Source organism: Sporolactobacillus kofuensis (assembly GCF_024125425.1).
Classification (GTDB): Bacteria; Bacillota; Bacilli; order Bacillales; family Sporolactobacillaceae; genus Sporolactobacillus; species Sporolactobacillus kofuensis.
Genome location: NZ_JAMXWN010000001.1, coordinates 13847 through 35009, shown reverse-complemented (window position 1 = coordinate 35009; position 21163 = coordinate 13847). Strand labels below are relative to the sequence as shown.

20 protein-coding genes and 1 other annotated feature are annotated in these 21163 nt (G+C 40.5%); of the genes, 6 read left to right on the top strand and 14 right to left on the bottom strand.

Annotated features, from left to right (window positions below; all coding sequences use genetic code 11):
• Window positions 1-69: 69 nt before the first annotated feature.
• Both NIE32_RS00150 and mecA read right to left on the bottom strand, forming a co-directional pair.
• Window positions 70-1290 (bottom strand): competence protein CoiA, encoded by a 1221-nt coding sequence (locus NIE32_RS00150; protein ID WP_253051794.1) that lies wholly within the window; start codon window positions 1288-1290, stop codon window positions 70-72.
• A gap of 239 nt (window positions 1291-1529) precedes the next feature.
• Window positions 1530-2237, bottom strand: coding sequence for an adaptor protein MecA (gene mecA / locus NIE32_RS00145; RefSeq protein ID WP_253051792.1), 708 nt, complete (start codon window positions 2235-2237; stop codon window positions 1530-1532).
• A gap of 300 nt (window positions 2238-2537) precedes the next feature.
• Here mecA and NIE32_RS00140 point away from each other — a divergent pair, with 300 nt between their 5' ends.
• Window positions 2538-3221: a TerC family protein gene (locus tag NIE32_RS00140; RefSeq protein WP_253051790.1), complete on the top strand. Its 684-nt coding sequence runs from the start codon at window positions 2538-2540 to the stop codon at window positions 3219-3221.
• Between the two features lie 108 nt (window positions 3222-3329).
• Here NIE32_RS00140 and spxA read toward each other — a convergent pair whose 3' ends face one another.
• The 6 genes from spxA to NIE32_RS00110 form a co-directional block, all read right to left on the bottom strand.
• Window positions 3330-3725, bottom strand: coding sequence for a transcriptional regulator SpxA (spxA, locus tag NIE32_RS00135; protein ID WP_023509241.1), 396 nt, complete (start codon window positions 3723-3725; stop codon window positions 3330-3332).
• A gap of 911 nt (window positions 3726-4636) precedes the next feature.
• A complete protein-coding gene (locus tag NIE32_RS00130) occupies window positions 4637-5632 on the bottom strand; it encodes an ABC transporter ATP-binding protein (RefSeq protein WP_253051788.1) in 996 nt (331 codons plus the stop codon).
• Window positions 5625-6650, bottom strand: coding sequence for an ABC transporter ATP-binding protein (locus NIE32_RS00125; protein ID WP_253051786.1), 1026 nt, complete (start codon window positions 6648-6650; stop codon window positions 5625-5627). Before NIE32_RS00125 ends, NIE32_RS00130 begins: the two co-directional genes overlap by 8 nt.
• A 14-nt stretch (window positions 6651-6664) precedes the next feature.
• A complete protein-coding gene (gene opp3C, locus NIE32_RS00120) occupies window positions 6665-7672 on the bottom strand; it encodes an oligopeptide ABC transporter permease (protein WP_253051784.1) in 1008 nt (335 codons plus the stop codon).
• Entirely contained in the window at window positions 7672-8598 is a 927-nt protein-coding gene (locus NIE32_RS00115) for an ABC transporter permease (protein ID WP_253051782.1), read from the bottom strand. Before NIE32_RS00115 ends, opp3C begins: the two co-directional genes overlap by 1 nt.
• 191 nt (window positions 8599-8789) lie before the next feature.
• Complete coding sequence (locus NIE32_RS00110; RefSeq protein ID WP_253051780.1) at window positions 8790-10472, bottom strand: peptide ABC transporter substrate-binding protein; 1683 nt, start codon at window positions 10470-10472, stop codon at window positions 8790-8792.
• Between the two features lie 280 nt (window positions 10473-10752).
• Between NIE32_RS00110 and NIE32_RS00105 the strand changes: the two genes are divergently transcribed.
• Together NIE32_RS00105 and trpS are read left to right on the top strand one after the other, a co-directional pair.
• The gene (locus NIE32_RS00105) at window positions 10753-11145 is read left to right on the top strand and encodes a DUF3899 domain-containing protein (RefSeq protein WP_253051778.1); all 393 of its coding nucleotides are present in this window, start codon (window positions 10753-10755) and stop codon (window positions 11143-11145) included.
• A gap of 74 nt (window positions 11146-11219) precedes the next feature.
• Window positions 11220-11464: a binding site (T-box leader), on the top strand.
• A gap of 75 nt (window positions 11465-11539) precedes the next feature.
• Entirely contained in the window at window positions 11540-12532 is a 993-nt protein-coding gene (trpS, locus tag NIE32_RS00100; protein WP_253051776.1) for a tryptophan--tRNA ligase, read from the top strand.
• Between the two features lie 191 nt (window positions 12533-12723).
• Here the strand turns inward: trpS and NIE32_RS00095 are convergent, their stop codons facing one another.
• From NIE32_RS00095 to NIE32_RS00085, 3 genes are all read right to left on the bottom strand, one after another.
• The gene (locus NIE32_RS00095) at window positions 12724-13473 is read right to left on the bottom strand and encodes a DUF3603 family protein (RefSeq protein ID WP_253051772.1); all 750 of its coding nucleotides are present in this window, start codon (window positions 13471-13473) and stop codon (window positions 12724-12726) included.
• Between the two features lie 755 nt (window positions 13474-14228).
• On the bottom strand, window positions 14229-15467 hold the full coding sequence (gene fabF, locus NIE32_RS00090) for a beta-ketoacyl-ACP synthase II (protein ID WP_253051770.1): 1239 nt from the start codon (window positions 15465-15467) through the stop codon (window positions 14229-14231).
• Between the two features lie 79 nt (window positions 15468-15546).
• A complete protein-coding gene (locus tag NIE32_RS00085) occupies window positions 15547-16482 on the bottom strand; it encodes a beta-ketoacyl-ACP synthase III (RefSeq protein ID WP_253051765.1) in 936 nt (311 codons plus the stop codon).
• Between the two features lie 224 nt (window positions 16483-16706).
• On the opposite strand from NIE32_RS00085, the gene NIE32_RS00080 reads away from it, so the two are divergent.
• A complete protein-coding gene (locus tag NIE32_RS00080) occupies window positions 16707-17054 on the top strand; it encodes a YppG family protein (protein WP_253051763.1) in 348 nt (115 codons plus the stop codon).
• A gap of 110 nt (window positions 17055-17164) precedes the next feature.
• Here NIE32_RS00080 and NIE32_RS00075 read toward each other — a convergent pair whose 3' ends face one another.
• Both NIE32_RS00075 and NIE32_RS00070 read right to left on the bottom strand, forming a co-directional pair.
• Window positions 17165-17812 (bottom strand): hypothetical protein, encoded by a 648-nt coding sequence (locus NIE32_RS00075; protein ID WP_253051761.1) that lies wholly within the window; start codon window positions 17810-17812, stop codon window positions 17165-17167.
• 300 nt (window positions 17813-18112) lie between these two features.
• Window positions 18113-18439, bottom strand: a complete 327-nt coding sequence (locus NIE32_RS00070) for a metal-sulfur cluster assembly factor (RefSeq protein ID WP_381451258.1) — start codon at window positions 18437-18439, stop codon at window positions 18113-18115.
• Between the two features lie 138 nt (window positions 18440-18577).
• Between NIE32_RS00070 and NIE32_RS00065 the strand changes: the two genes are divergently transcribed.
• Window positions 18578-18850 carry a NifU N-terminal domain-containing protein gene (locus NIE32_RS00065; RefSeq protein WP_253051755.1) on the top strand — a complete coding sequence of 91 codons (273 nt, stop codon included), beginning with the start codon at window positions 18578-18580 and terminating at the stop codon, window positions 18848-18850.
• 231 nt (window positions 18851-19081) lie between these two features.
• The gene (locus NIE32_RS00060; RefSeq protein WP_253051753.1) at window positions 19082-20185 is read left to right on the top strand and encodes an ABC transporter ATP-binding protein; all 1104 of its coding nucleotides are present in this window, start codon (window positions 19082-19084) and stop codon (window positions 20183-20185) included.
• Between the two features lie 96 nt (window positions 20186-20281).
• Here NIE32_RS00060 and NIE32_RS00055 read toward each other — a convergent pair whose 3' ends face one another.
• Window positions 20282-21145, bottom strand: coding sequence for a helix-turn-helix domain-containing protein (locus tag NIE32_RS00055; protein ID WP_253051751.1), 864 nt, complete (start codon window positions 21143-21145; stop codon window positions 20282-20284).
• Window positions 21146-21163: the final 18 nt, after the last annotated feature.

The following is a 21163-nucleotide window of genomic DNA, read 5'->3' as shown; positions in this document are numbered from 1 at the left end:
ACAAGCCCGAAGTGTCTCGCAACCACGCATTCATAGACCCATTCCTCCGAGAAACCGTTTAGACATACGTTATTTCTCATGCTTAAGCAACAATTCCAATCGATCGAGTACCCTCTGATCCTCTTGAAGAGCGGTTGGCAATGACAGTTCTGGCCAATGCCCTGTTTTCAAACGGTAGCTCCGCCCTGTTTTCTCAGCAATACCTAAGCTCCACAGGTAGTCGAGATAAATGCACAGAGGCCATCTCATCGATTCCTTCGGACAAAGTGGAAGACTGCGCAAGGCAAAGAGATTGCCCATCCGTCGTTTTTCTGTTTCTCTAATAATCCGCTCCGTAGTGAACCAACAGCCGCTTTCTATGGTGCCCATAAGCAGAACAAGCCACATTTGCCATAAAAAAGGAGAATTAAGAAAATAGATGGCCGACGCAAGCGGCAACCCAACATAACCAGGCACACAAGAAAATTGTTTTCTATGCTGATAAACTTGGTTACGCAACGCGTATTCTTCATTTGATAACCGAGTGGGTGGAGATAACCGCCATTGTCTTTTTGTGGCAAGCCATACCTCTTTAAAAGTTTTCGATGAAAAACGTTCGGCAGGAGCAGTTAATTGAAAGGGCATAATCTGTGATCTATTGATCATATTTTCCTGGGAAATAAAGCGTGTTTTTGAAATGGGGAACAGTTGTGTTGCAAGAAGAAAATACTTGGAAACGGAGTCATAGAAACAAACATAGTAAGGTGAAGCAAAAGGATGTTGACCAAGGAAAAGGCGCGATTGGCGAATGGATAAAGCAGAAAATCCTGATAATTTCAGTGTTCTTCGGCGTTTGTGAAAACGATTGGCGCCGATTACCCAGACAGGTGTAATTCCATCATTTAAGTATCCATAAGATCGTTTCACAAATAAATCTTCTGGGATCAAGCTACATTGATATTCAATCGCTACCGGTTCGATACCGGGTAAATAGATATCCGGTCTCTGCTGAAGATGACAAAGATAGTGCTCCAATTTAGGCGATCGACCAGCGTCTTGACACCAGCGAAACAAGTCTTCTTTTCCAGACAGATGAGTCGGCGTTTCTGGTTCGCCTTCGATATGACATCCCTGATGAGGAAGATGGGCAAAGTGCCAGTGCCGCTTTGTGCCCATTTTCAGCATCACCGGTGCTCGGCAGATTGGACAGATAAATCCATTTGATCTTCTCAAGCGTACCAGCTCTTGTTTTGATTGATTTGTGTCAAGTAGAGATATTCTGATTTCATCTTTTGTGGCTGCAATGAGCAAAGACTCACCACCTTTCATGAACAATGAATTCCATAAGTTCTGAAAAGATTCCTGCTTATCAATCAATTTTTATAAAATGCATAAGCAATGACGAGTGGTGCGCAACAGTTGCGGTTATAGGTTGATTGCCTTTGGATGAGTGGTGATGCATGTACGACCAATATTTGGATAGATATCAATAACAGAGAGCTTGCCTGTTTGGCAAGCTCTCTGTTACAAAATATTGTCTCTTTTTCCTTTTAATCACGTAAGGGAAAATGAGATTTAATTGTCTCCAACGCATGATCGTGAATCAATTCTTTCCCATACTCCTGAAGGATAAAATGCGTTAAACTGGTATCTAATCCAAATTCAAGCATTTTGCTTAAATCATCGTCTTGGCTTTCATCTGACAACGCATCATCAAATGTCAATTGTATATAATATCGATTTTTATATGCGAATAATGCAGTATCCATGGCTTCATGCGTTTGAAATGCATGACTTAATGCAATGAGATTTTCGAAATCGTCAAATTCAATAATGAATGAAATTGGCTGAACAGCGCCTAACTCCTCTTCACCTTGTTCCATATCGGCGTTATCTTTGGACTCTTGGCCTTCCGAGATCTCCTCCTGTTCAAATTCTCTATCTTCGCGTTCATTGATTGGTATATCCAAATGTTTATCTTCTGAGATCGGGAGCTGCAAATTTGATCCGTCTTTGGAAAGTTGAGCACGGGTTACAATTATTTCCATCCCTTTTTCCAATGCCTGAACCTGGATCCATAGCGGTCCTTCAAGAGAGAAGGATTCTTGGTTATGTGCTTCATCCATCATTTGCCAGAACAATTCTTCACTCCGGTCTCGATTGTACCAAATCTCTTCACGGTCAAAGCCAAGATCTTCGATATCCAAATAACTGATATAGAATTTTAATGTGTTTTCATTTATTCGTTCGATCTTCATCGCTATCTCTCCCTTCTTCTTCACTAGTATGGGAGTGACCAAGTGTCATTGGGACAACATGTATCCTGTACTTCTATTGTATGATAAATCTTTCGTTATTGAAATATATAATGATCCGCATTTAAAATATTCCGCACTTGCCTTCTCAGCAAGATAATCCGTTAATTGCTTCATCTTATTGGTAGAAGAAGCACTTTATGCACAAAACATTACGAAACTTTGTCCATGATAATGACCGGAATGATTCAGGACAAGTCCGCATAAGTTGAAACGGAGACAGAGGAAAGGAGCTCTATGCGCATGTCTTTTGATTTCAACACCTTACTCTTCATCATAAAAATTATTTTTATAGATATCATTTTAGGAGGAGACAATGCGGTAGTCATTGCTCTTGCCTGTCGCAGGCTCGGTGAAAGGCAGAGAAATCAAGCGATATTCCTAGGTACAGGACTTGCTGTTGTTGTCCGTATAGCACTTACAGCAATGGTCGTTTCATTACTTAATATTCCTTTTCTTCTCCTAGCAGGCGGGCTTTTTCTCATTATGATTGCTCTCCGATTGATGACCAATAAGGAGGAAGAACACCACATCCGTGCCGGTTCCTCCTTATTAGCAGCGGTTCGCACCATAGTCCTTGCGGATGTTGTCATGGGGTTTGATAATATGTTAGCGATCGCCGGTGCTTCAAAAGGCCATATCGGTTATATTGCAATTGGGCTCATTGTGTCCGTGCCCATTATTGTATGGGGGAGCAAACTCATTCTGATTGCTATGGAACACTTCCCTTTACTCATCTATTTGGGCGGAGGCGTTTTGGGCTACACCGCATCAGAAATGATTCTGGACGAGCCAAAATTGCACGGATTTTTTAATGCATATCCACAATGTTCTTACCTGTTACCTGTCCTATTGATTACTGCTTTACTAATGGTCAGTTGGTTAACCAATGTTTTCTCTTCTCGTCAAGTCACTGATAAATCATAACTCATTCAGAATAATTGTAACGGCCGTCCGGAAACGGACGGCCGTTTTAACATGATTATCTAAACCAAAAAATCCTTATTGAATCAACTTGGTTTCTAAAAGATGACTTTAGTTAACCAAGCGCTGCGCTTCTTGAAGTTGGAAGGTCCGTACCTTTCTAGGAAGAAAACGACGGATTTCATCATCGTTGTAGCCGACCTGCAACCGTTTGTCGTCAAGCATAATTGGGCGGCGCAACAAACCTGGGTTATCTTTAATTAACTCAAAGAGTTGCTGAATAGACATTGTTTCCAATTGAATATTCAACTCTTGAAATGCCTTAGATCGTGTTGAAATAATTTCATCTGTCCCGTTCTCAGTCATACGTAGAATATCCTTAATTTCTTCGATAGACAACGGTTCGGAGAAAATGTTCCGTTCTTTAAATGGTATGTCATGTTCCTTAAGCCAAGCTTTCGCCTTTCTGCAAGATGTGCAGCTTGGGGATGTATAAAGTGTGACCATTTTTTTCCCTCCTTTGGATAATAGAAACTTTCTATTCTTCTCTGAGGCTAACTTTATTATATAATAATTCTTATAAATTTTATACCCTTTTTTATATGAAAATAATCTCACATTTCTTCGATATATGTGCTTTTTTCGTCATTGTTCGACACGAAATATTTTTTCATTATAATTGTTCATTCTCATTTCGGTATTGAGAATGTAAAAAGGACTCCTCAAATGTCGAGAAGTCCTACTCACCATTCATTATATTGGAATTCATCCCATCACATTAAGCAGGTAATTTCAAATTAGCCGACGGTGCGTCCTGTGACTTAGGTTGTAATTGCCCCAAGGTCTCTTTCAGCCATTTCCTAATGGAATGTTTCCGCCTCCGTCTTACTTCCTTAGGTTTCACCAACGATCTCCTCCTTAATTTACTGCATTGATTTTATGTTCTGAATCCTCATCAGAGCATTCTCTGTCTGACTTTATTCTCAACCGTCCCACACTACTTGTCAAGAGCTCACTTTATTACGAAGGAACCATTCATTCTCATCTACTTGAGATTGAAGTTCGATTATGATAAGCTTGGACACCAATAAATACTTTATGAGCATCATGTATTCCTCACTATGAGCCCAAAAATGCCTTTAAGAAGCATTCCTTTTATTAATATACGTGAGCGAATCAAAAAGTATTCAAAAAGATGATCTGAGGAAGTGAGTCTATGTTGCGTATGATCACGATTATTTTCGCTCTTCTTCTTGTGGTGTCCATTACTTTATATCATTTTTTTCAAATCTTATCTATGTCAATCATCACTTTTTTGCTCGTATTAACCTTACTTAGTTTTATTGCTCAACTCATGCTTAATCGTCGAAAAAAATAATTCCCGTTACCGTTTGCGGTAATGGGAATTATTCATCTTCTTACACATTATTTGCTTTTATTTCTTCATCATGCAAGTGGCAAGCAACCCAATGCCCTTCTTCAGCCTCATGCCATTTTGGCCGTACTTTGGCACAAATATCCATAGCAAATGGGCAACGTGTTCTAAATCTGCACCCGCTTGGAGGATCGATTGGGCTTGGAACATCGCCTTCAAGAATAATCCGTTCGCGTGAACGCTCAACTTCCGGATCAGCCACAGGGATCGCAGATAAAAGTGATTTTGTATAAGGATGAAGCGGATGTTCATACAATTCGTCACTCGTTGCAAGTTCTGCCATGTTTCCAAGATACATAACACCTACACGGTCACTAATATGTTTTACCATTGACAGATCGTGGGCAATAAACAAGAACGTTAAGCCTTGCTTTTCTTGAAGTTCCTGAAGCAGATTGACGACCTGAGCTTGAATTGAAACATCCAATGCTGAAATGGGTTCGTCAGCAATGATAAAGTCTGGGTCAACAGCAAGTGCCCTTGCAATTCCTATACGTTGCCTCTGCCCACCACTGAATTCATGTGGATAGCGATTGGCGTGTTCACGGTTTAATCCTACTGTTTCGAGCAATTCATAAACACGATCTATCCGTTCCTTCGGTGACTTTGCCAAATGATGAATATCAATGCCCTCAGCAATGATATCTTTGACCATCATTCGTGGATTAAGGGAAGCATATGGATCCTGAAAAATCATCTGCATCCGTCTGCTCAAATTCTTCTTCGCTTTTGTTGACAATTTGCCGGCAATGTCTTCACCATCAAAGATCACTTCACCGTCTGTCGGTTCATATAAGCGAAGAATTGTCCGTCCGGTAGTTGACTTCCCACATCCTGATTCACCAACAAGTCCTAATGTTTCGCCTTTGTAAATATCAAAGCTGACTTCATCAACCGCTTTGAGTATCTCTTTTCGGGAAATGTTAAAATACTTCTTCAAATTTTTGACTTGAAGCAGTTTCTCTCTAGAATCAGTCATTGTTCGTTCCCCCTACACCGATCGTCTCCGGCGGAGCAACTTTTGGCGCCCGTTCATCGAGCAACCAACAAGCTGCCTTCTGCGTTGCCGATAATTCCGTATACTCAGGCATATGAGTTGTGCATACGTTCATTGCATGAGGACATCTTGCCGCAAATGGACATCCTTTTGGAGGATCACTTAAATCCGGAGGTGTTCCAGGAATTGCAAGCAATTTATCTGTTTTCGCATGTAGCTTCGGCATCGATGCAAGAAGGCCCCATGTATACGGATGTTTCGGGTGATAAAAAAGTTCATCCAATGTTCCCGTTTCAACAATTTTACCGCCATACATAACAGCCACACGCTGTGCAATATTCGCCACGACACCTAAGTCGTGCGTAATCAAAATAATTGCAGTACCTGTTTTCTTTTGCAGGTCACGCATCAAGTCAAGAATTTGTGCCTGAATCGTTACGTCTAGCGCCGTTGTTGGTTCATCGGCGATCAAGATTTTAGGATTGCATGCTAATGCAATCGCAATAACAACACGTTGACGCATACCGCCTGAGAATTGATGTGGATATTCATCGACACGTTTCTCCGGCTTCGGAATGCCAACCAGTTTCAGCAATTCAATGGCCCGCTCACGCGCATCATGTTTTGACATACCTTGATGCTTAATTAAGCTTTCCATAATTTGTTTGCCGATTTTCATAGTAGGATTTAATGCAGTCATCGGATCCTGAAAGATCATTGATATTTCTTTTCCTCTGATTTTCTGCATTTGTTTCTCACTATATTGAACAAGGTCCTTACCTTCAAACGATATACTTCCTTTTGCGATCTCACCAGGAGGATTTGGAATCAACCCCATGATTGCTTTGGAAGTCACGGATTTACCTGATCCGGATTCACCGACAATTGCAAGAGTTTCACCAACATTCAAGTCGAGGCTAACTCCGCGGACAGCTTGAACACGACGTCCAATCAAGTTAAATTGAACGTGCAAATCATTAATTTCAAGTAATTTACTCACGATTCTACCTCCTGTTAATGGCGTAACTTCGGATCGAAAGCATCACGAAGACCATTTCCAATAAGATTAAACGCAATTAGCAAGAGACAAATAACAAGCCCAGGATACACGGTCTGATATGGATGCAACTGCAGTACTTCATAACCACTGTTGATCAAAGAACCCAGCGAAGCCTGTGGCTCGCGAATTCCTAATCCGATAAAACTCAAAAATGCTTCAAAGAAGATCGCCGATGGAATAGAGAACATGGTATTAATAATGATCATTCCTAAAGAATTTGGGATCATATGTTTAAAGATAATTCGAGAGTGACTCGCTCCTAATGAGGTGGAAGCAAGAACAAATTCTTGATTTTTTAGCTTTAACATTTCTCCACGGACAATTCGAGCCATAGCAATCCAGTTTGTTGCCATAATTGCGATCGTAATCGGTATAAGGCCAGGCTTCATCACAAGTATAAGCAGGATAATCCAGACAAGACTAGGGATACCAGATATAATCTCCAAGATACGTTGAAGAATGTTATCCGTACGTCCACCGAAGTAACCTGAAATACCTCCGTATGTAACCCCGATAAATACATCCACCAAAGTTGCGATTAGTGCAATAATCAACGAAATTTGAGTACCATCCCATGTACGCGACCAAAGATCTCGGCCCAGTTGATCTGTTCCGAACCAAAAATCTTTTTTAATCCCATGTTGTTGGTACACATCAATGCCGTCTTCCTTACCACTGAAAAATGGGAGCCACGATAAAGCTGCAATACGTGGGGGAAGATTTGAGCGATTTAGATCCTGATCTGTTGGACCGTAGTTATTCAGATGCGGACCAATCAGTGCCATCAGAACAATGGCAATGACAATAATCAGAGAAGCTACCGCTCCTTTATTTTGAACAAAACGTCGGAAAGCATCTTTCCATACGCTAACTACTTCACCTGAAATTTTTTCGTTTGCCGATTGATCAAGTTCTGCCGGCAGAAACATGTCCTTTGTAATACTTTCATTTGCCGCTGCCATTAAGCTCGACCTCCTGACACACGTATTCTTGGATCAATAATTCCATAGAGAATATCCACTACAAATATCGATAAAATAAATAATCCTGCATAGAGTTCGGTTGTACCCATAATCATTGGATAATCATTCGTTGTAATTGAAGATACATACTGTGAACCAATTCCTGGAATACCGAATATGCTTTCAATAACAAGAGATCCTGTAATAATAGCTGCAGTCAGTGGCCCCAAAATGGTCACAACGGGAATCAGTGCATTTCTGATCGCATGCTTATAAACGATCGCTGCTCTCGATAAGCCTTTCGCCTGCGCCGTTACAATATAATCCTGATTGATCACTTCAACCATTTCAGTACGCATAAAGAGTGCAACTTCAGCAAGTACGCCGACAGCAAGTGAAATCACGGGAAGCACGTGAGAGCTTGGCCCATTCCAACCTGCAACCGGAAATAACTGAACGTACACACCTAGAAAATATTGCAACACTCCTGCAAAAATGAATGAAGGAATAGATATACCTAAAACCGAGAAAACCATCGTTCCCCAATCCAGAACTTTTCCACGATGTAATCCTGCGATTATACCAAGAAGAATTCCGAAAATTGTTCCAAGAATAATCGCTTCAAGGCCAAGGTCCATGGAAACTGGGAATTTTGCCATTAATAGAGTTGACACCGATTCATTCCCAAACTGAAATGAACCACCCATATCTCCATGAAGCAGATTCCATAAGTACTTAACATACTGGACAGCAACCGGTTGATCCAAACCATAGTAATGTTTTAATTGATTAATTTGTACCGGACTCAATTTTGGGTTTTGGAATGGTGTGCCAGGTAACAGTTTCATAGACAGAAAAGTCAACGTAATGACAACATAGAATGTGACACACATATACCCTAATCGTTTCAGAACATAACGCCCCACTGGGTTAGAACCTCCCATGAAAATCATAATATAACACATATCTATTTTTTATTTCATCGTGATCAACGTAATAAACTGTTCATTATTTTTAAATTTTTAAAATAATGAAGGAGAGCATATGTATTACCAACATATACTCTCCTCCCACAACAGTTTTCCAATAAACTTGATTCAAAAGTCTTGTGTTTGTCTTAGTGTTTCGTAATATAAGTCTGCACAAAGTCAACTTGCGGACCATATGAAGGATAAGACAAATCTTTAACAAATGGTTTTTGAGCCCATGTTTCGCCGCCTTGGTAAATCGGTACGATTGGGTAATCAGCCATCATTGTTTTTTCTGCAGCTAGCATGTCGTTCCAACGTTTAGAAGGATTGCCAGTTTCAGTTTGTGCACTCTTGATTAGAGAATCAAATTTCTTGTTCGACCAACCAGTTGTATTCTGTGGGTTACCTGAAGTCCACATATCAAGGTAAGTCATTGGGTCTTGATAATCTGGGAACCAACCGCTAAATGCAAGGTCGAATTTGAAGCTTTGGTTCAGTTTCAAATAGTTAGCCCATGGTTGTTGGTTAATTGTTACCGTTACACCAGGAAGATTCTTTTGTAACTGGTTAGCAAGATAAGAATCCCATTGTTTGTATTGAGCGCCATCAGAGCTCAAGAAGTTCAAATTCAATTTCTTAATGCCAAGTTCTTTTTTCGCTTTATTCCAATATGCTTTTGCATCTTTTGCAGTTCCAGCAGAGTAGCCGCTAACTGGGTTAGCACCACGGAAGTCTTTGCCATCTGGGCCAACTGCATAACCCTTTGGTACTACATAGTTAGAACCAACAGATCCATCATTGAACAGTACTTTTACAAAGCTGTCACGATCGATTGCTGCGTTAATTGCTTTACGAAGGTTAAGGTTCTTCAAGTTCTTGTTCGTTTTCTGGTTAATGTACAAGAAGAACATGCTTGGGCTTAATGCGGTATGAATTTCATCTGCATTTGTTTTCTTAAGTGACGTTACATATTCACCTGTAAGTCCAACTGTAGCGATCTTGTCTGTCTTATAAAGGTTAACACGTGTTTGAATGTCGGTTTGAACCTGAACATTTACAGTGTTAAGTTTTGTTGCTTTTGCATTCCAATAATCTTTGTTCTTCTTGTAAGTCCAGCCTGAACCTTTATTCCAGCTTGAGAGAACAAATGGGCCACTGTAAAGAAGATTGGAAGCACCTTGTGCATATTTCTTTCCTTGTTTCTTAACAAAGTCAGCACGTTGTGGATAGAACTGAGGTTGTGAAAGAATACTATAGAAGAAAGGTGGCATTGGTTGTTCAAAAGTAATTTGAAGTGTTTTGCTGTCCAATGCTTTAATACCAAGTTCGTTATATTTGCCATAGAATTTTTTGTTTGTCGGATCTTCAATTTTTGCAGCGTTTTTAATGCTTGCTGCTGCAAAGAGGAAGTTATACGCTGGTTTAGCCGCAGGATCATTTTGACGGTGCCATCCATAAACAAAGTCTTGTGCAGTAATAGCTTTGCCATCGGACCATTTTTGATCACGAAGCTTGAAAGTAACTGTCTTCTTGTCTGCACTTACCTTAGGTGCACCAGCAGCAAGATCCCAGTGATACTTGTTGTTATGCATTCTTGTAAGTCCAGATTCTGTCATTGCGATAACGTTTGTTGACGTCGTGTCTGTTGCAAGGTTAGGATCAAGAGTTGGAATATCAGCAGTAGCTGCCAAATTCAACGTTTGATCCTTTGCTAATGAAGTACTGCTACCACTTTTCTTAGAACTTGTTCCACCACCGCAGGCAGAAAGAACAAGGCTCAGTGCTAATACTAACGATAGCACTAAGGACCATTTTGCCTTCTTTTTCATAAAAGCAATAACCTCCCCTAAATTATTATCTTTTTTAGGTGATCTTCCTTTCTTTTCTGAAAGTTCGATTTAACCTACAGATGCTATTATACAAGTAATTATTTCATTTTGCATGTTTTTTTTTTGGAAATTAATAGATTTTAACCCTCGTGGTGTCGAAATTATTGATCTTAAGCAGTTTTTCTTGGTTTGAAATTTTTATACTATTGTCATAATACCTGACATCGGCATTTGATTGGAAACGTTTGCATCTGTTAGAATGTGGGTGAGGTGATCGATAATGAAAGTATTTTTGACAAATTTTCGAATTTCTTTTTTATACATAGGACTGGTCGAAGTCGTTCTCGTAATGATCAGTCAATTCCTATATCACGATCCTTTCTCCATGCTTTCACTAATTGATGCTGTATCAATGGTGAGCCTATTTTTTTTTAGTATAGGACTAATTATGTTTATCTATCAGGGCGGTGCTTTCGATGGCATCCTTTATAGTTTCAAACGTTTTGCAAGGGCGACACGTAATAAACGATTGGGTGAGCATGATGTGGAAGCTCCGCTGGCCGAGTTCAAGCATCGGGATGGAAAGAGATCCTTCGTGGTCTGGTCTTTAATCTTCGATAGTTTAGTTCTATTTATTTTCAGTTTGATTTTTTCATTCTTCCTTTACCATTGATTTGCCAACTGTTTTTACCTGTTTGCAATCAGATCGATAATTGACTATAATGTAGGGCATTAAGAATTTATATCGTACAGGCAATGATGAAGAAGAGTACCTGCAGAAGGTCTTAAGAGAGCTCGGGAATGGTGAAAACCGGGTGGCGGACTGTTTGGGAATGGACTTCTGAGCTGTAATCCGACTTCGGAGTAAGTGCCGTGGGTAGGAATTAACGTTTCCGCACGTTATAGCGGTGATGATTCAATTTTTGGATCAGATAAGTTGTTTCTGTTTTTCAGAAAAATTAGGGTGGCACCGCGGTCTATTCGTCCCTTGTGGATGGATAGGCCTTTTTATATGCCTAAAAACCGGCAGTAGCTCAACCTTATATCAAATCAGGAAGGTGAAGATTTTGGCAAAGATTTTTTCAGGCGTTCAACCGACGTCAATTCCAACACTAGGTAACTATTTAGGAGCAATGCGTAACTTTGCAACACTTCAGGAAGGTAATGAGTGTATCTATTGTATCGTAGATGAACATGCAATTACTGTGCCCCAAGATCCCAAAGAAATCCAGTCAAACATCCATTCTCTTGCAGCACTTTACCTGGCAATGGGTATTGACCCGAAAAGATCGATACTCTTTATACAATCGGAAGTACCTTGCCACGCACAACTTGGCTGGATTATGCAATGTACTAGTTACATGGGTGAACTTGAACGCATGACTCAGTTTAAAGACAAATCAAAAGGCAAACAAGCGATTCCGGCCGGTTTATTGACCTATCCGCCACTTATGGCAGCAGATATTCTGCTCTATCAGACCGATCTTGTTCCTGTAGGCGCTGATCAGAAGCAACATCTTGAACTGACACGTGATCTGGCCGAACGATTCAATAATAAATATGGTGATGTATTTACAATGCCTGAGCCCTACATTCCACCGGTTGGAGCACGAATCATGTCTCTTGCTGAGCCAACCAAGAAAATGAGCAAATCAGACGCAAACCGTAAAGCAACGATCTTTACTTTGGACAGTGAAAAAGATATTATCAAAAAAATAAAATCAGCAACTACAGATGACGAAGCAACGGTTCGTTATGATCGAGAAACAAAGCCAGGCATCTCGAATTTGCTTGATATTTTTTCTCTCTGTTCCGGCACCTCACTAGATGAATTGGTAGCGAAATATCAGGGAAAAGGATATGGAGAATTTAAAACGGATGTCGCAGAAGCTGTTGTCAGCATGATAAAACCAATCCAAGAACGCTATAATAATCTGATCGAATCTAAAGAACTTGATGAGATACTGGATGAAGGTGCCGATAAAGCTTATTCAATTGCAAAAAAGACGCTGACAAAAGCCGAAGCAGCACTTGGTATTGGTCGTCACAACAGACATTGAACGTATTTGGATGCCTCTTTCGACATCGAACCCCAAACTGATGTCATCGAGTTGTCCGCTCAGTTTTAAGTTCAAAATAACAAGCAGCCACCGAAGTTATGAGCTTCGATAGCTGCTTTTATTATAGGGATAAATCTCATCATGCTGTTTCATTTATACAGTCAAAATCATCATTAAAGAATTCGAATCCCTTACTGAACCTTAGAGCCTTGTTCAAGCTCCCATAACTTTTCAAAGTAAGACTGCCCTCTAATTAATCGTTCACAAAGGTCATTATGTTTATCAGACCAACCGTGCTCCATCCCAGAAACAAGTTCGTGCCAAGCATAGTCAAAATTCATGCTACGGCTTGCTACATACTTAGTCGGAAACCATTCAGTATACCAATAACGCATCTCTTCAACATTTCCCGAAGCATGTAATTGATCAAGTGCCATAAATAACAATTGTTTTAGTTGTCTTTCTTTTCTAGTCAGACCAAGCATCAATTCCGGACGAAGTGAGAGCAGATGATACTCTTTTTTTCGGTATCCTCCATAGGGTATAGGATACTGCGCAACATCCATCTTCTCCGACTTTTGCAAAATCAAGCTTTCCTGTCTGGGAATCAGTCTACTTTTTCGAATGGGGACCGCATAACCTAATGTATCAGCAACAACAGATCGTTCACCATCTGTAGCGATAAAACAATATTCAATAATCTCACGTTGATTGTTTTTGCATAGCACACTTTTGTTCCGGACATCTTTCAAAAGTTCCTGTGGAAGATCCTGTAAGTCATTCTCAATGTAATCTAGGAGTGGTTTCTCCACTTTAATAAGTGGGATTTGATCTAGAAGTTCAATAAAGTCATGTCTGCGCCATTCATAAAATTCACAGACATTATAGCTGTTCTCTTCACCTTCAAACCAATTCACCCAGATATCACTGATCATTTCCATGAACCTACATCTCCTCTTTATTGATTTGACAACATTATGGTCATCATTACAGAAATCTATTCTGATTCTCGTATTTTTTTATCCTAGGTGAACGACTTGTCCTATCTTATTCATGACGTAAAGAGTCTATGTATTTATTTCTGACCTGCACCATCTCAAGTTTATTAGTTATCAATAGCATTCTTACTCTATGCCAGAGTGCAAGCTTTTGAACGTCAATCTGTGCTCGATTACACATCAATTGCTCGCATCAACCGGAACGATCCCGCAGGCGTCTCGCATCTTCACTGCTTTTTCAAACAAAAGGCCTATAACTTTCATTTTTTAAAATCTAGGCAAAAACCTTCAATCCTTATCTTTTATCAAATCGTGCTACGATTGCTCGCTTGCCGCGGGCGATCCGTGAGCCTCCTCGAACAGGCAAGAGTCTGCGGGGTCTCACTGGTTCGCTGATCCCGCAGGCGTCTCGCATCTTCGCTGCATTTTCAAACAAAAGGCCTATAACTTTCATTTTTTAAAAACTAAGCAAAAACCTTCAATCCTTATCTTTTATCAATTGTGCTACGATTGCTCGCTTGCCGCGGGCGATCCGTGAGCCTCCTCGAACAGGCAAGAGTCTGCGGGGTCTCACTGGTTCGCTGATCCCGCAGGCGTCTCGCATCTTCGCTCATTTTTAAGCTAAAACCCAAAAGCGCCATTCCATTAATGTCTAATGGAATGGCGCTTTATTGGTAATTTTATTCGCTAATAATTCATTAAGCCTCGTATTTCTTAAACACGAGTGTTGCATTATGTCCGCCGAACCCAAAAGAGTTACTGAGCACAACACTGACTTCTTTTTTCAGAGCTTCATTTGGCACATAATTCAAGTCACATGCTTCATCAGGCGTTTCGTAATTAATCGTAGGCGGAACAATTCCCTCTTCCATCGCTTTAATTGAGAGAATTGCCTCTACACCACCTGAAGCTCCAAGCAAATGACCCGTCATCGATTTCGTAGAACTGATCGCTAAATCATAGGCAGCATCGCCAAATACCGCTTTAACGGCTTTTGTTTCTGTGGAGTCATTAGCTTCCGTGCTTGTTCCATGAGCGTTTACATAATCAACCTGTTCTGGCTTCAAGCCGGCATCCTCCAAAGCCATCTGCATCGAACGAATAGCGCCTTTACCATCCGGATCCGGACGAGTGACATGGAACGCATCACTGGTTGCACCATAGCCTGCAATTTCAGCGTAAATGTGTGCACCGCGTTTTTGTGCGGATTCAAGAGATTCAAGCAGAAGAACACCTGCACCTTCACCCATAACAAAACCATCGCGATTTTTATCAAATGGACGACATGCAGTTTTTGGATCTGGGTTGGTCGAGAGCGCACGCGCTGATGAAAAGCCTGCAAAAGACATATTGGTCAGTGGTGCCTCGCTTCCTCCGCAAATAATTGCATCATTGTCCCCACGCTGAATCGCCTTATAGGCACTTCCAATTGAATCTGTACCCGTTGCACACGCAGTAACTGTACATGAATTAATTCCTTTTGTACCAAGTAATATGGATACCTGACCGGAAGCCATGTCCGGAATCATCATCGGTACAAAGAACGGACTGACTCGGCGGAATCCTCTTTCAATTGCGACACGCAACTCTTTTTCATAGGTTTCCATACCGCCAATACCTGAACCAATCCATACCCCTGTGCGTTCAGCATTTGATTCATCTATTGTAAAATCTGCATCTTTAACCGCCATCTTTGCTGCCGCAACAGCAAATTGAGAAAAACGGTCCATGCGAAGTGCTTCTTTTCGGTCAACATAAAGTTCAGGATCAAAATCTTTAACTTCACCAGCAACCTTCGCTCTAAAATCATCAGGATTGACTCGTGTCACAATCCCAATCCCTGATTTTCCAGCAATGGCATTGGACCAAGTAGTCGCAACATCATTACCAAGTGGTGTTACTGCTCCTAATCCGGTCACAACGACTCTTCTATTCATTCAATTCTCTCCTTTTTAATAAAATCTTAAGGATTATTGCGCACTCATGCATGATGCATTATAAGAATAAGAGATAAGGTCATTTGCCCCACTTAAGGGTAAGTGCGCCCCAAGTCAGTCCGCCTCCGAAGCCAACCATGACAAGGATATCTCCATCTTTAATTTGTCCTGCTTCTACAGCATCGATTAAAGCAAGCGGAATAGACGATGCCGATGTATTTCCGTATTTTTGTATCGTTTTGATCATTTTTTCTTCAGGAATATCCAGTCTTTCTCTTGAAGCTTCCATGATCCGAATGTTTGCTTGATGTGGGATCAAATAATCAATATCTTCTTTATTAAGTCCTGCTTTCTCAACAACATTAACCGCTGATTCACCCATCTGGCGAACTGCAAATTTAAATACTTCGCGGCCGTTCATTTTAATAAATTGATCCTCTTGATATAGATATTTGCCGCCGCTTCCATCTGAACCTAATTCAAAGGATAGAATGCCTCTTCCCTCAGATACTTGACCAATTACTGCTGCTGCTGCCGCATCGCCAAATAACACAGCTGTGCCACGATCATTCCAGTCCGTTATTTTTGACAGCTTTTCCACACCAACAACCAGCACATGCTGATAGGTATGACTATCGATAAACTGTTTCGCAGTGACCATACCATACATAAAGCCAGAACATGCTGCACTAATATCCATTGCAGCAATATGATTAGCTCCTAATTTGTCCTGTAACATACAAGCAACCGATGGAAATGGATGATCTGGAGTTACTGTTGCGACAAGGATAAGATCAAGATCTTTCGCTGTCAATCCGGCATTCTTAATTGCCTGTTCAGCTGCTGCAAATGCCATGTCTGAAGTATCCATAGTGTCATCTGCAATCCGGCGCTCTTCAATCCCAGTTCTTGTCCGAATCCATTCATCGGAAGTATCCATAGTTTTCTCTAAGTCTTTATTTGTAACAATGCGTTCGGGAACAAACTTCCCCATTCCCAAGATTCCTGCGGACATCCGCAATTCCCCTCTCAAAACTTAACAGTATATATAATGACTTGGTATCAATATAATACATCAAAAAACATTTGTCCAACAAGCAATCAATCTGAGCAAGACATCTCAACATGCAAAATCCCCCACAACATCGGGCGAATGAAAGACACGACCGACTGAATGAGGGCATAAGATACACTAAGAAGATCTCTATGATTCAATTGATTGTGAAGGAGGGAACCTTAATGCAAACAGGTCCAAATCCAAGAGACAGTCACTTTGATCCTTTTACCTACCTCATGTTTGGTTCACAGATACCACCAGCTCAAGCTCCACAGAACTTCCAACCGCCACAAGCATTCTATCAGAATGGCGCTTGGCAGGCAAGTGGAATGCAAATGCCTCCAGTCCAACAACCGCAATCTCCACAGCCGATCCAGCCCGGATTTCTTAAACCATTTCTGGATCAACAAGGACATATTGATGTAGGAAAAATGGTAAATGGAGCAAGTCAGTTAATGAACGTCATTAATCAAACAGCTCCGGCAATCAAACAGCTGTCTCCATTGCTGAACTTCTTTAAGAAACCATGACTCCCGACATTGGTTTCATCATTTTTTAACTGAACCAAATGATTATGGACTGGATCCATGATCACTAATAAGAACTGACTGAGAAAATGATCTCATCGGTTCTTTTTCATTCATAGCCATTTTATATAGTCATCCGGTAATAGGCTCCTCATCTTATCATTACTCTGTGCTTTAGCGTCCTCACACCTTACATAAGGCACGAGATCCAAACCCTCGTGATCTTTTTCGAGCACACCATGAATCAATCGGACCATCGATGCGCTTTTCTCTTCGATTGTAAGAACATCTGGGTGGGTTCTGATGATCACAGCTTCTTTTCTTTTCATCTCGCGAAGTAAACTAATAAAGAAAGATTCCATTGCATCCTTACTTAAACCCTCTATCGATTCAAGATCATGAATTGTTTTCTCCTCGTCATTTTCTCTCAGAGTCCTATAAGAGAGAAACACCAGGCGCTGATAGGTTAGATTCTTTGAAAAGAGAGCGTTAATTTTTTCCTTCAATGCCCTTGATTCCATCGTGTCCATCCTGAGCGTATCAGCAAGGATGATGCAATCCGTTTCCATGTGTTTTGCTTCATCTTGCCGATGAAAGAGCGCATTACGTCCGAGAAAAAAAGCATTTTCTTCTTCTTGTTCACGATTCTGCTCGGTCACCGCTGAACTCATGGATACAACATTTACCCCTTCATCTAAGAAGTATTTCGTTATCGGATAACCAAAAGGTGAGAGACCGCCGAAGATTAATAACTGATCCATGATCATTCCCCCATCTTAAACAGAAACAATTGATCATCAGTTACTGTCCATTTTATGTCTGTAAGCGCCTATTCATCACTTTATTGATTGAAATCTACGCCAAGAGCGTGATTTGACTTTCATATCCTTGGATAAACTCGGCAAATACTGCCTACTCCATATTTTGCTTCACTTGCACTTCTATTGCTTGCTGGATGCGGGAGCACACTTGCACCCCCACGTGCGTCTCCATCATATCTTTATAAAAAAATCAGGGTGGAGATCAATTGATCCCCACCCTGAGTACATGCTTTGCTTGTTTTATTCTGAAAGCCCAAGCGCGATTCTCGCGTATCGAGACATCCGTTCTTTTGTCCACGGCGGATCCCAAACAAAGTTTACTTCTACTTGATTTATTTCTTCAATCTCACCGAGTGTCCGCTTAACATCATAGGACAATGAGGCGGAAAGAGGACAGCCCATAAATGTTAATGTCATGTTGATTATCACATTATTTTCTTCATCTATATCGACACCATACACGAGACCGAGATTCACGATATCCACACCGAGTTCGGGGTCAATAACATCTTCCAATGCCTCGAGTACGCGATCTTTCAATTCTTCAGTAGAACTGTTTTCAGCCACTTCACATTCCTCCTTCCTCTTGCTCATTAGTATACCCGATTGCAAACTGTTTTTCATCTTTCAAGAATCTTGACGAGCCTTTTCCGATGATCCTGTATATAATAGAAGAAGAAATTCTTGCTCTAGGAAAGGAAATGAATGATGCGATTTAAAGCGAGTAAAACACCTAATCCAAATGCCATGAAATTCACTGCTGATCGTCCTTTATTTTCAGGACGAATTGAAATAACAGAGAATTCAGCGCCGGATTCCCTACTGTTAATGAACCTAATGGCTATTAATGGTATTGAACGTTTATTTGGTTATAATGATTTTCTTACAGTCTCAAAGTTGCCTTCTGCTGATTGGGATCAGCTTATTCCACAGATTGAAACGGTGCTTGAAAAAATGACCGATACCAAAAATCAATAAGCCTTCTCTACCTAAATGCGTTAATCGTGCGCACAGGATTCATGTTACATATAATGGAGTCATTTAATTAGCCCGTAAAAGATCACTACTTAAAAGAACGTTAACGAATGCTTCATCCCCCGTCCATACAAACTGCCCAATAAAAATTGCAATGTTTCATTCAATTTGACATTTCTACATGTAAACGTTTTCATTATAATGAAAGCATCTGATAACAAGGAAGTGACCAAATTGGCAGAGCTCTCATTGCAACATATTTATAAAATTTATGATAATAATGTTACCGCTGTCACTGACTTTAATCTCACTATTGCGGACAAAGAATTCATCGTCTTTGTTGGTCCCTCGGGCTGCGGAAAATCTACAACGCTACGAATGATTGCAGGACTTGAAGATATTTCTAAGGGAGAATTGTTCATTAACGGCAAAAAGATGAATGATGTTACCCCAAAGGACAGAGATATCGCCATGGTATTCCAGAACTATGCGCTTTATCCGCATATGACTGTATTTGATAACATGGCATTTGGTCTAAAGTTACGTAAGGTGCCAAAGGCTGAAATTAAGAAGAGTGTAGAGCATGCAGCGGAAATATTGGGCATTAAAGATTACTTAGACAGAAAACCAAAAGCGCTTTCAGGTGGTCAAAGACAGCGTGTGGCTTTAGGAAGAGCAATTGTTCGTAACGCAAAAGTCTTCCTGATGGACGAACCGCTCTCAAATCTTGATGCCAAACTTCGTGTACAGATGCGTGCAGAAATTGGCAAACTACATCAAGATCTTCAAGCAACCATGATCTATGTCACTCATGATCAAACAGAAGCCATGACGATGGCCACACGAATCGTTGTTATGAAAGACGGTGTGATTCAACAAGTGGGTACCCCAAAAGAAGTCTATGACAATCCTGAAAATCTTTTTGTCGGCGGCTTCATTGGTTCTCCGCCAATGAACTTCTTCCATGGAAGGCTGCAAGGCGATCACTTTATCGGAGATAATGTTGATATCCAAATTCCTGAAGGAAAGCTAAAAGTATTACGCAGTCACGGGGTACTTGATCATCCGATAGTCATGGGCATCCGTCCTGAGGATATTCATGATGAACCTCTTTTTATTGAATCCAATCCGAACAGCGTTATTCATGCGGATGTCGTCATTGCAGAATTAACCGGTGCAGAGTTTATCCTCCATTCTCGAGTAGGCAGCCATCAATTTGTGGCTCGAGTAAACGCCCGCACCCAATATCAGCCAAAAGAAAAAGTTAAACTTGCGCTTGATACCAATAAAGCTCATTTCTTTGATCCGGAAACCGAAAAATCACTGACAAAAAATTAATCACTAATACAGAGCAATAAACACTGTGAAACCGAAGGATTAGAATAATCTACTCTAGTCCTTCGGTTTGTTTCGTACATAAGAGAAAGACACCATTTATAATGTAGACATATATGCGATCGTTAAGCCATTCATCTTCCTAAGAGAAATTCCAGTTGCTTCATAGAATTTGTCCATACGATATTGAAGCGTATTTCGATGCATATATAAATGTTTCGCTGCAAGACTTATATTCCCCTGATATGCCCAGATTGCATGCAGGATCGCAACCCAAGTGTCATCTTCAGCGATCAGCATTCGTACATCTTCTAAAGCAGACCATTTGTTCAGCTGCGGTCTTAATTGAGAAAATAGCTTTGACTCGACACTCGTTACGTTACTTACATGCGTTTCCGTAATTGTTTTCTCAAAGAGACGAAGTTCCTCAGAAAAAATTTGTTTTAGTCGCGGTGATACCGCATGCTTTAGTCCTATTTGAAAAGAACATTGGATTGAAAAATCATTTGCCAATGTATTCGCAATCGCATCAAGTTCTTGTTCAGAAAGTAATCCAGTCTCTTCAATAATGAAACCCCTTTGTGATGAGAGGGAGACAAATGACGTCTTGATATCGAAGAATGCTTTCAATGCATCATCCCATTCAAGTCGGTCAGTATACGCTAAAGGTGTGTTCAAATAATAATAGATCACTCTAATCTTCTTATCTTGATCTTTACTCGTTAACGGAGTGCCATTAATTAATAAATCATACCAATATTGAGATGATGGTGAATAATAAGGAGGTATTTCTTGATGAAATAACGATTCAATTAGCATTCGTTCTCGATCTGTCAATCTTTCTAATGGAATGGAAGTATAATAAGGGTTGTGAAAAAAGTAGATCGTACCCTTATCAGGTTGAAAAGGTATTTTCTTGCAGATTGTACCCGGATAATTTACCATAAGCTGTTCAATACTCAATGGATCCGCCTCTACTCT

Coding starts and splice junctions, on each gene's coding strand:
- mecA (WP_253051792.1), bottom strand. CDS start 2,237: ATGAAGATCGAACGAATAAATGAAAACACATTAAAATTCTATATCAGT.
- NIE32_RS00140 (WP_253051790.1), top strand. CDS start 2,538: ATGTCTTTTGATTTCAACACCTTACTCTTCATCATAAAAATTATTTTT.
- spxA (WP_023509241.1), bottom strand. CDS start 3,725: ATGGTCACACTTTATACATCCCCAAGCTGCACATCTTGCAGAAAGGCG.
- NIE32_RS00130 (WP_253051788.1), bottom strand. CDS start 5,632: ATGACTGATTCTAGAGAGAAACTGCTTCAAGTCAAAAATTTGAAGAAG.
- opp3C (WP_253051784.1), bottom strand. CDS start 7,672: ATGGCAGCGGCAAATGAAAGTATTACAAAGGACATGTTTCTGCCGGCA.
- NIE32_RS00110 (WP_253051780.1), bottom strand. CDS start 10,472: ATGAAAAAGAAGGCAAAATGGTCCTTAGTGCTATCGTTAGTATTAGCA.
- NIE32_RS00105 (WP_253051778.1), top strand. CDS start 10,753: ATGAAAGTATTTTTGACAAATTTTCGAATTTCTTTTTTATACATAGGA.
- NIE32_RS00095 (WP_253051772.1), bottom strand. CDS start 13,473: ATGGAAATGATCAGTGATATCTGGGTGAATTGGTTTGAAGGTGAAGAG.
- fabF (WP_253051770.1), bottom strand. CDS start 15,467: ATGAATAGAAGAGTCGTTGTGACCGGATTAGGAGCAGTAACACCACTT.
- NIE32_RS00085 (WP_253051765.1), bottom strand. CDS start 16,482: ATGTCCGCAGGAATCTTGGGAATGGGGAAGTTTGTTCCCGAACGCATT.
- NIE32_RS00080 (WP_253051763.1), top strand. CDS start 16,707: ATGCAAACAGGTCCAAATCCAAGAGACAGTCACTTTGATCCTTTTACC.
- NIE32_RS00075 (WP_253051761.1), bottom strand. CDS start 17,812: ATGGATCAGTTATTAATCTTCGGCGGTCTCTCACCTTTTGGTTATCCG.
- NIE32_RS00065 (WP_253051755.1), top strand. CDS start 18,578: ATGATGCGATTTAAAGCGAGTAAAACACCTAATCCAAATGCCATGAAA.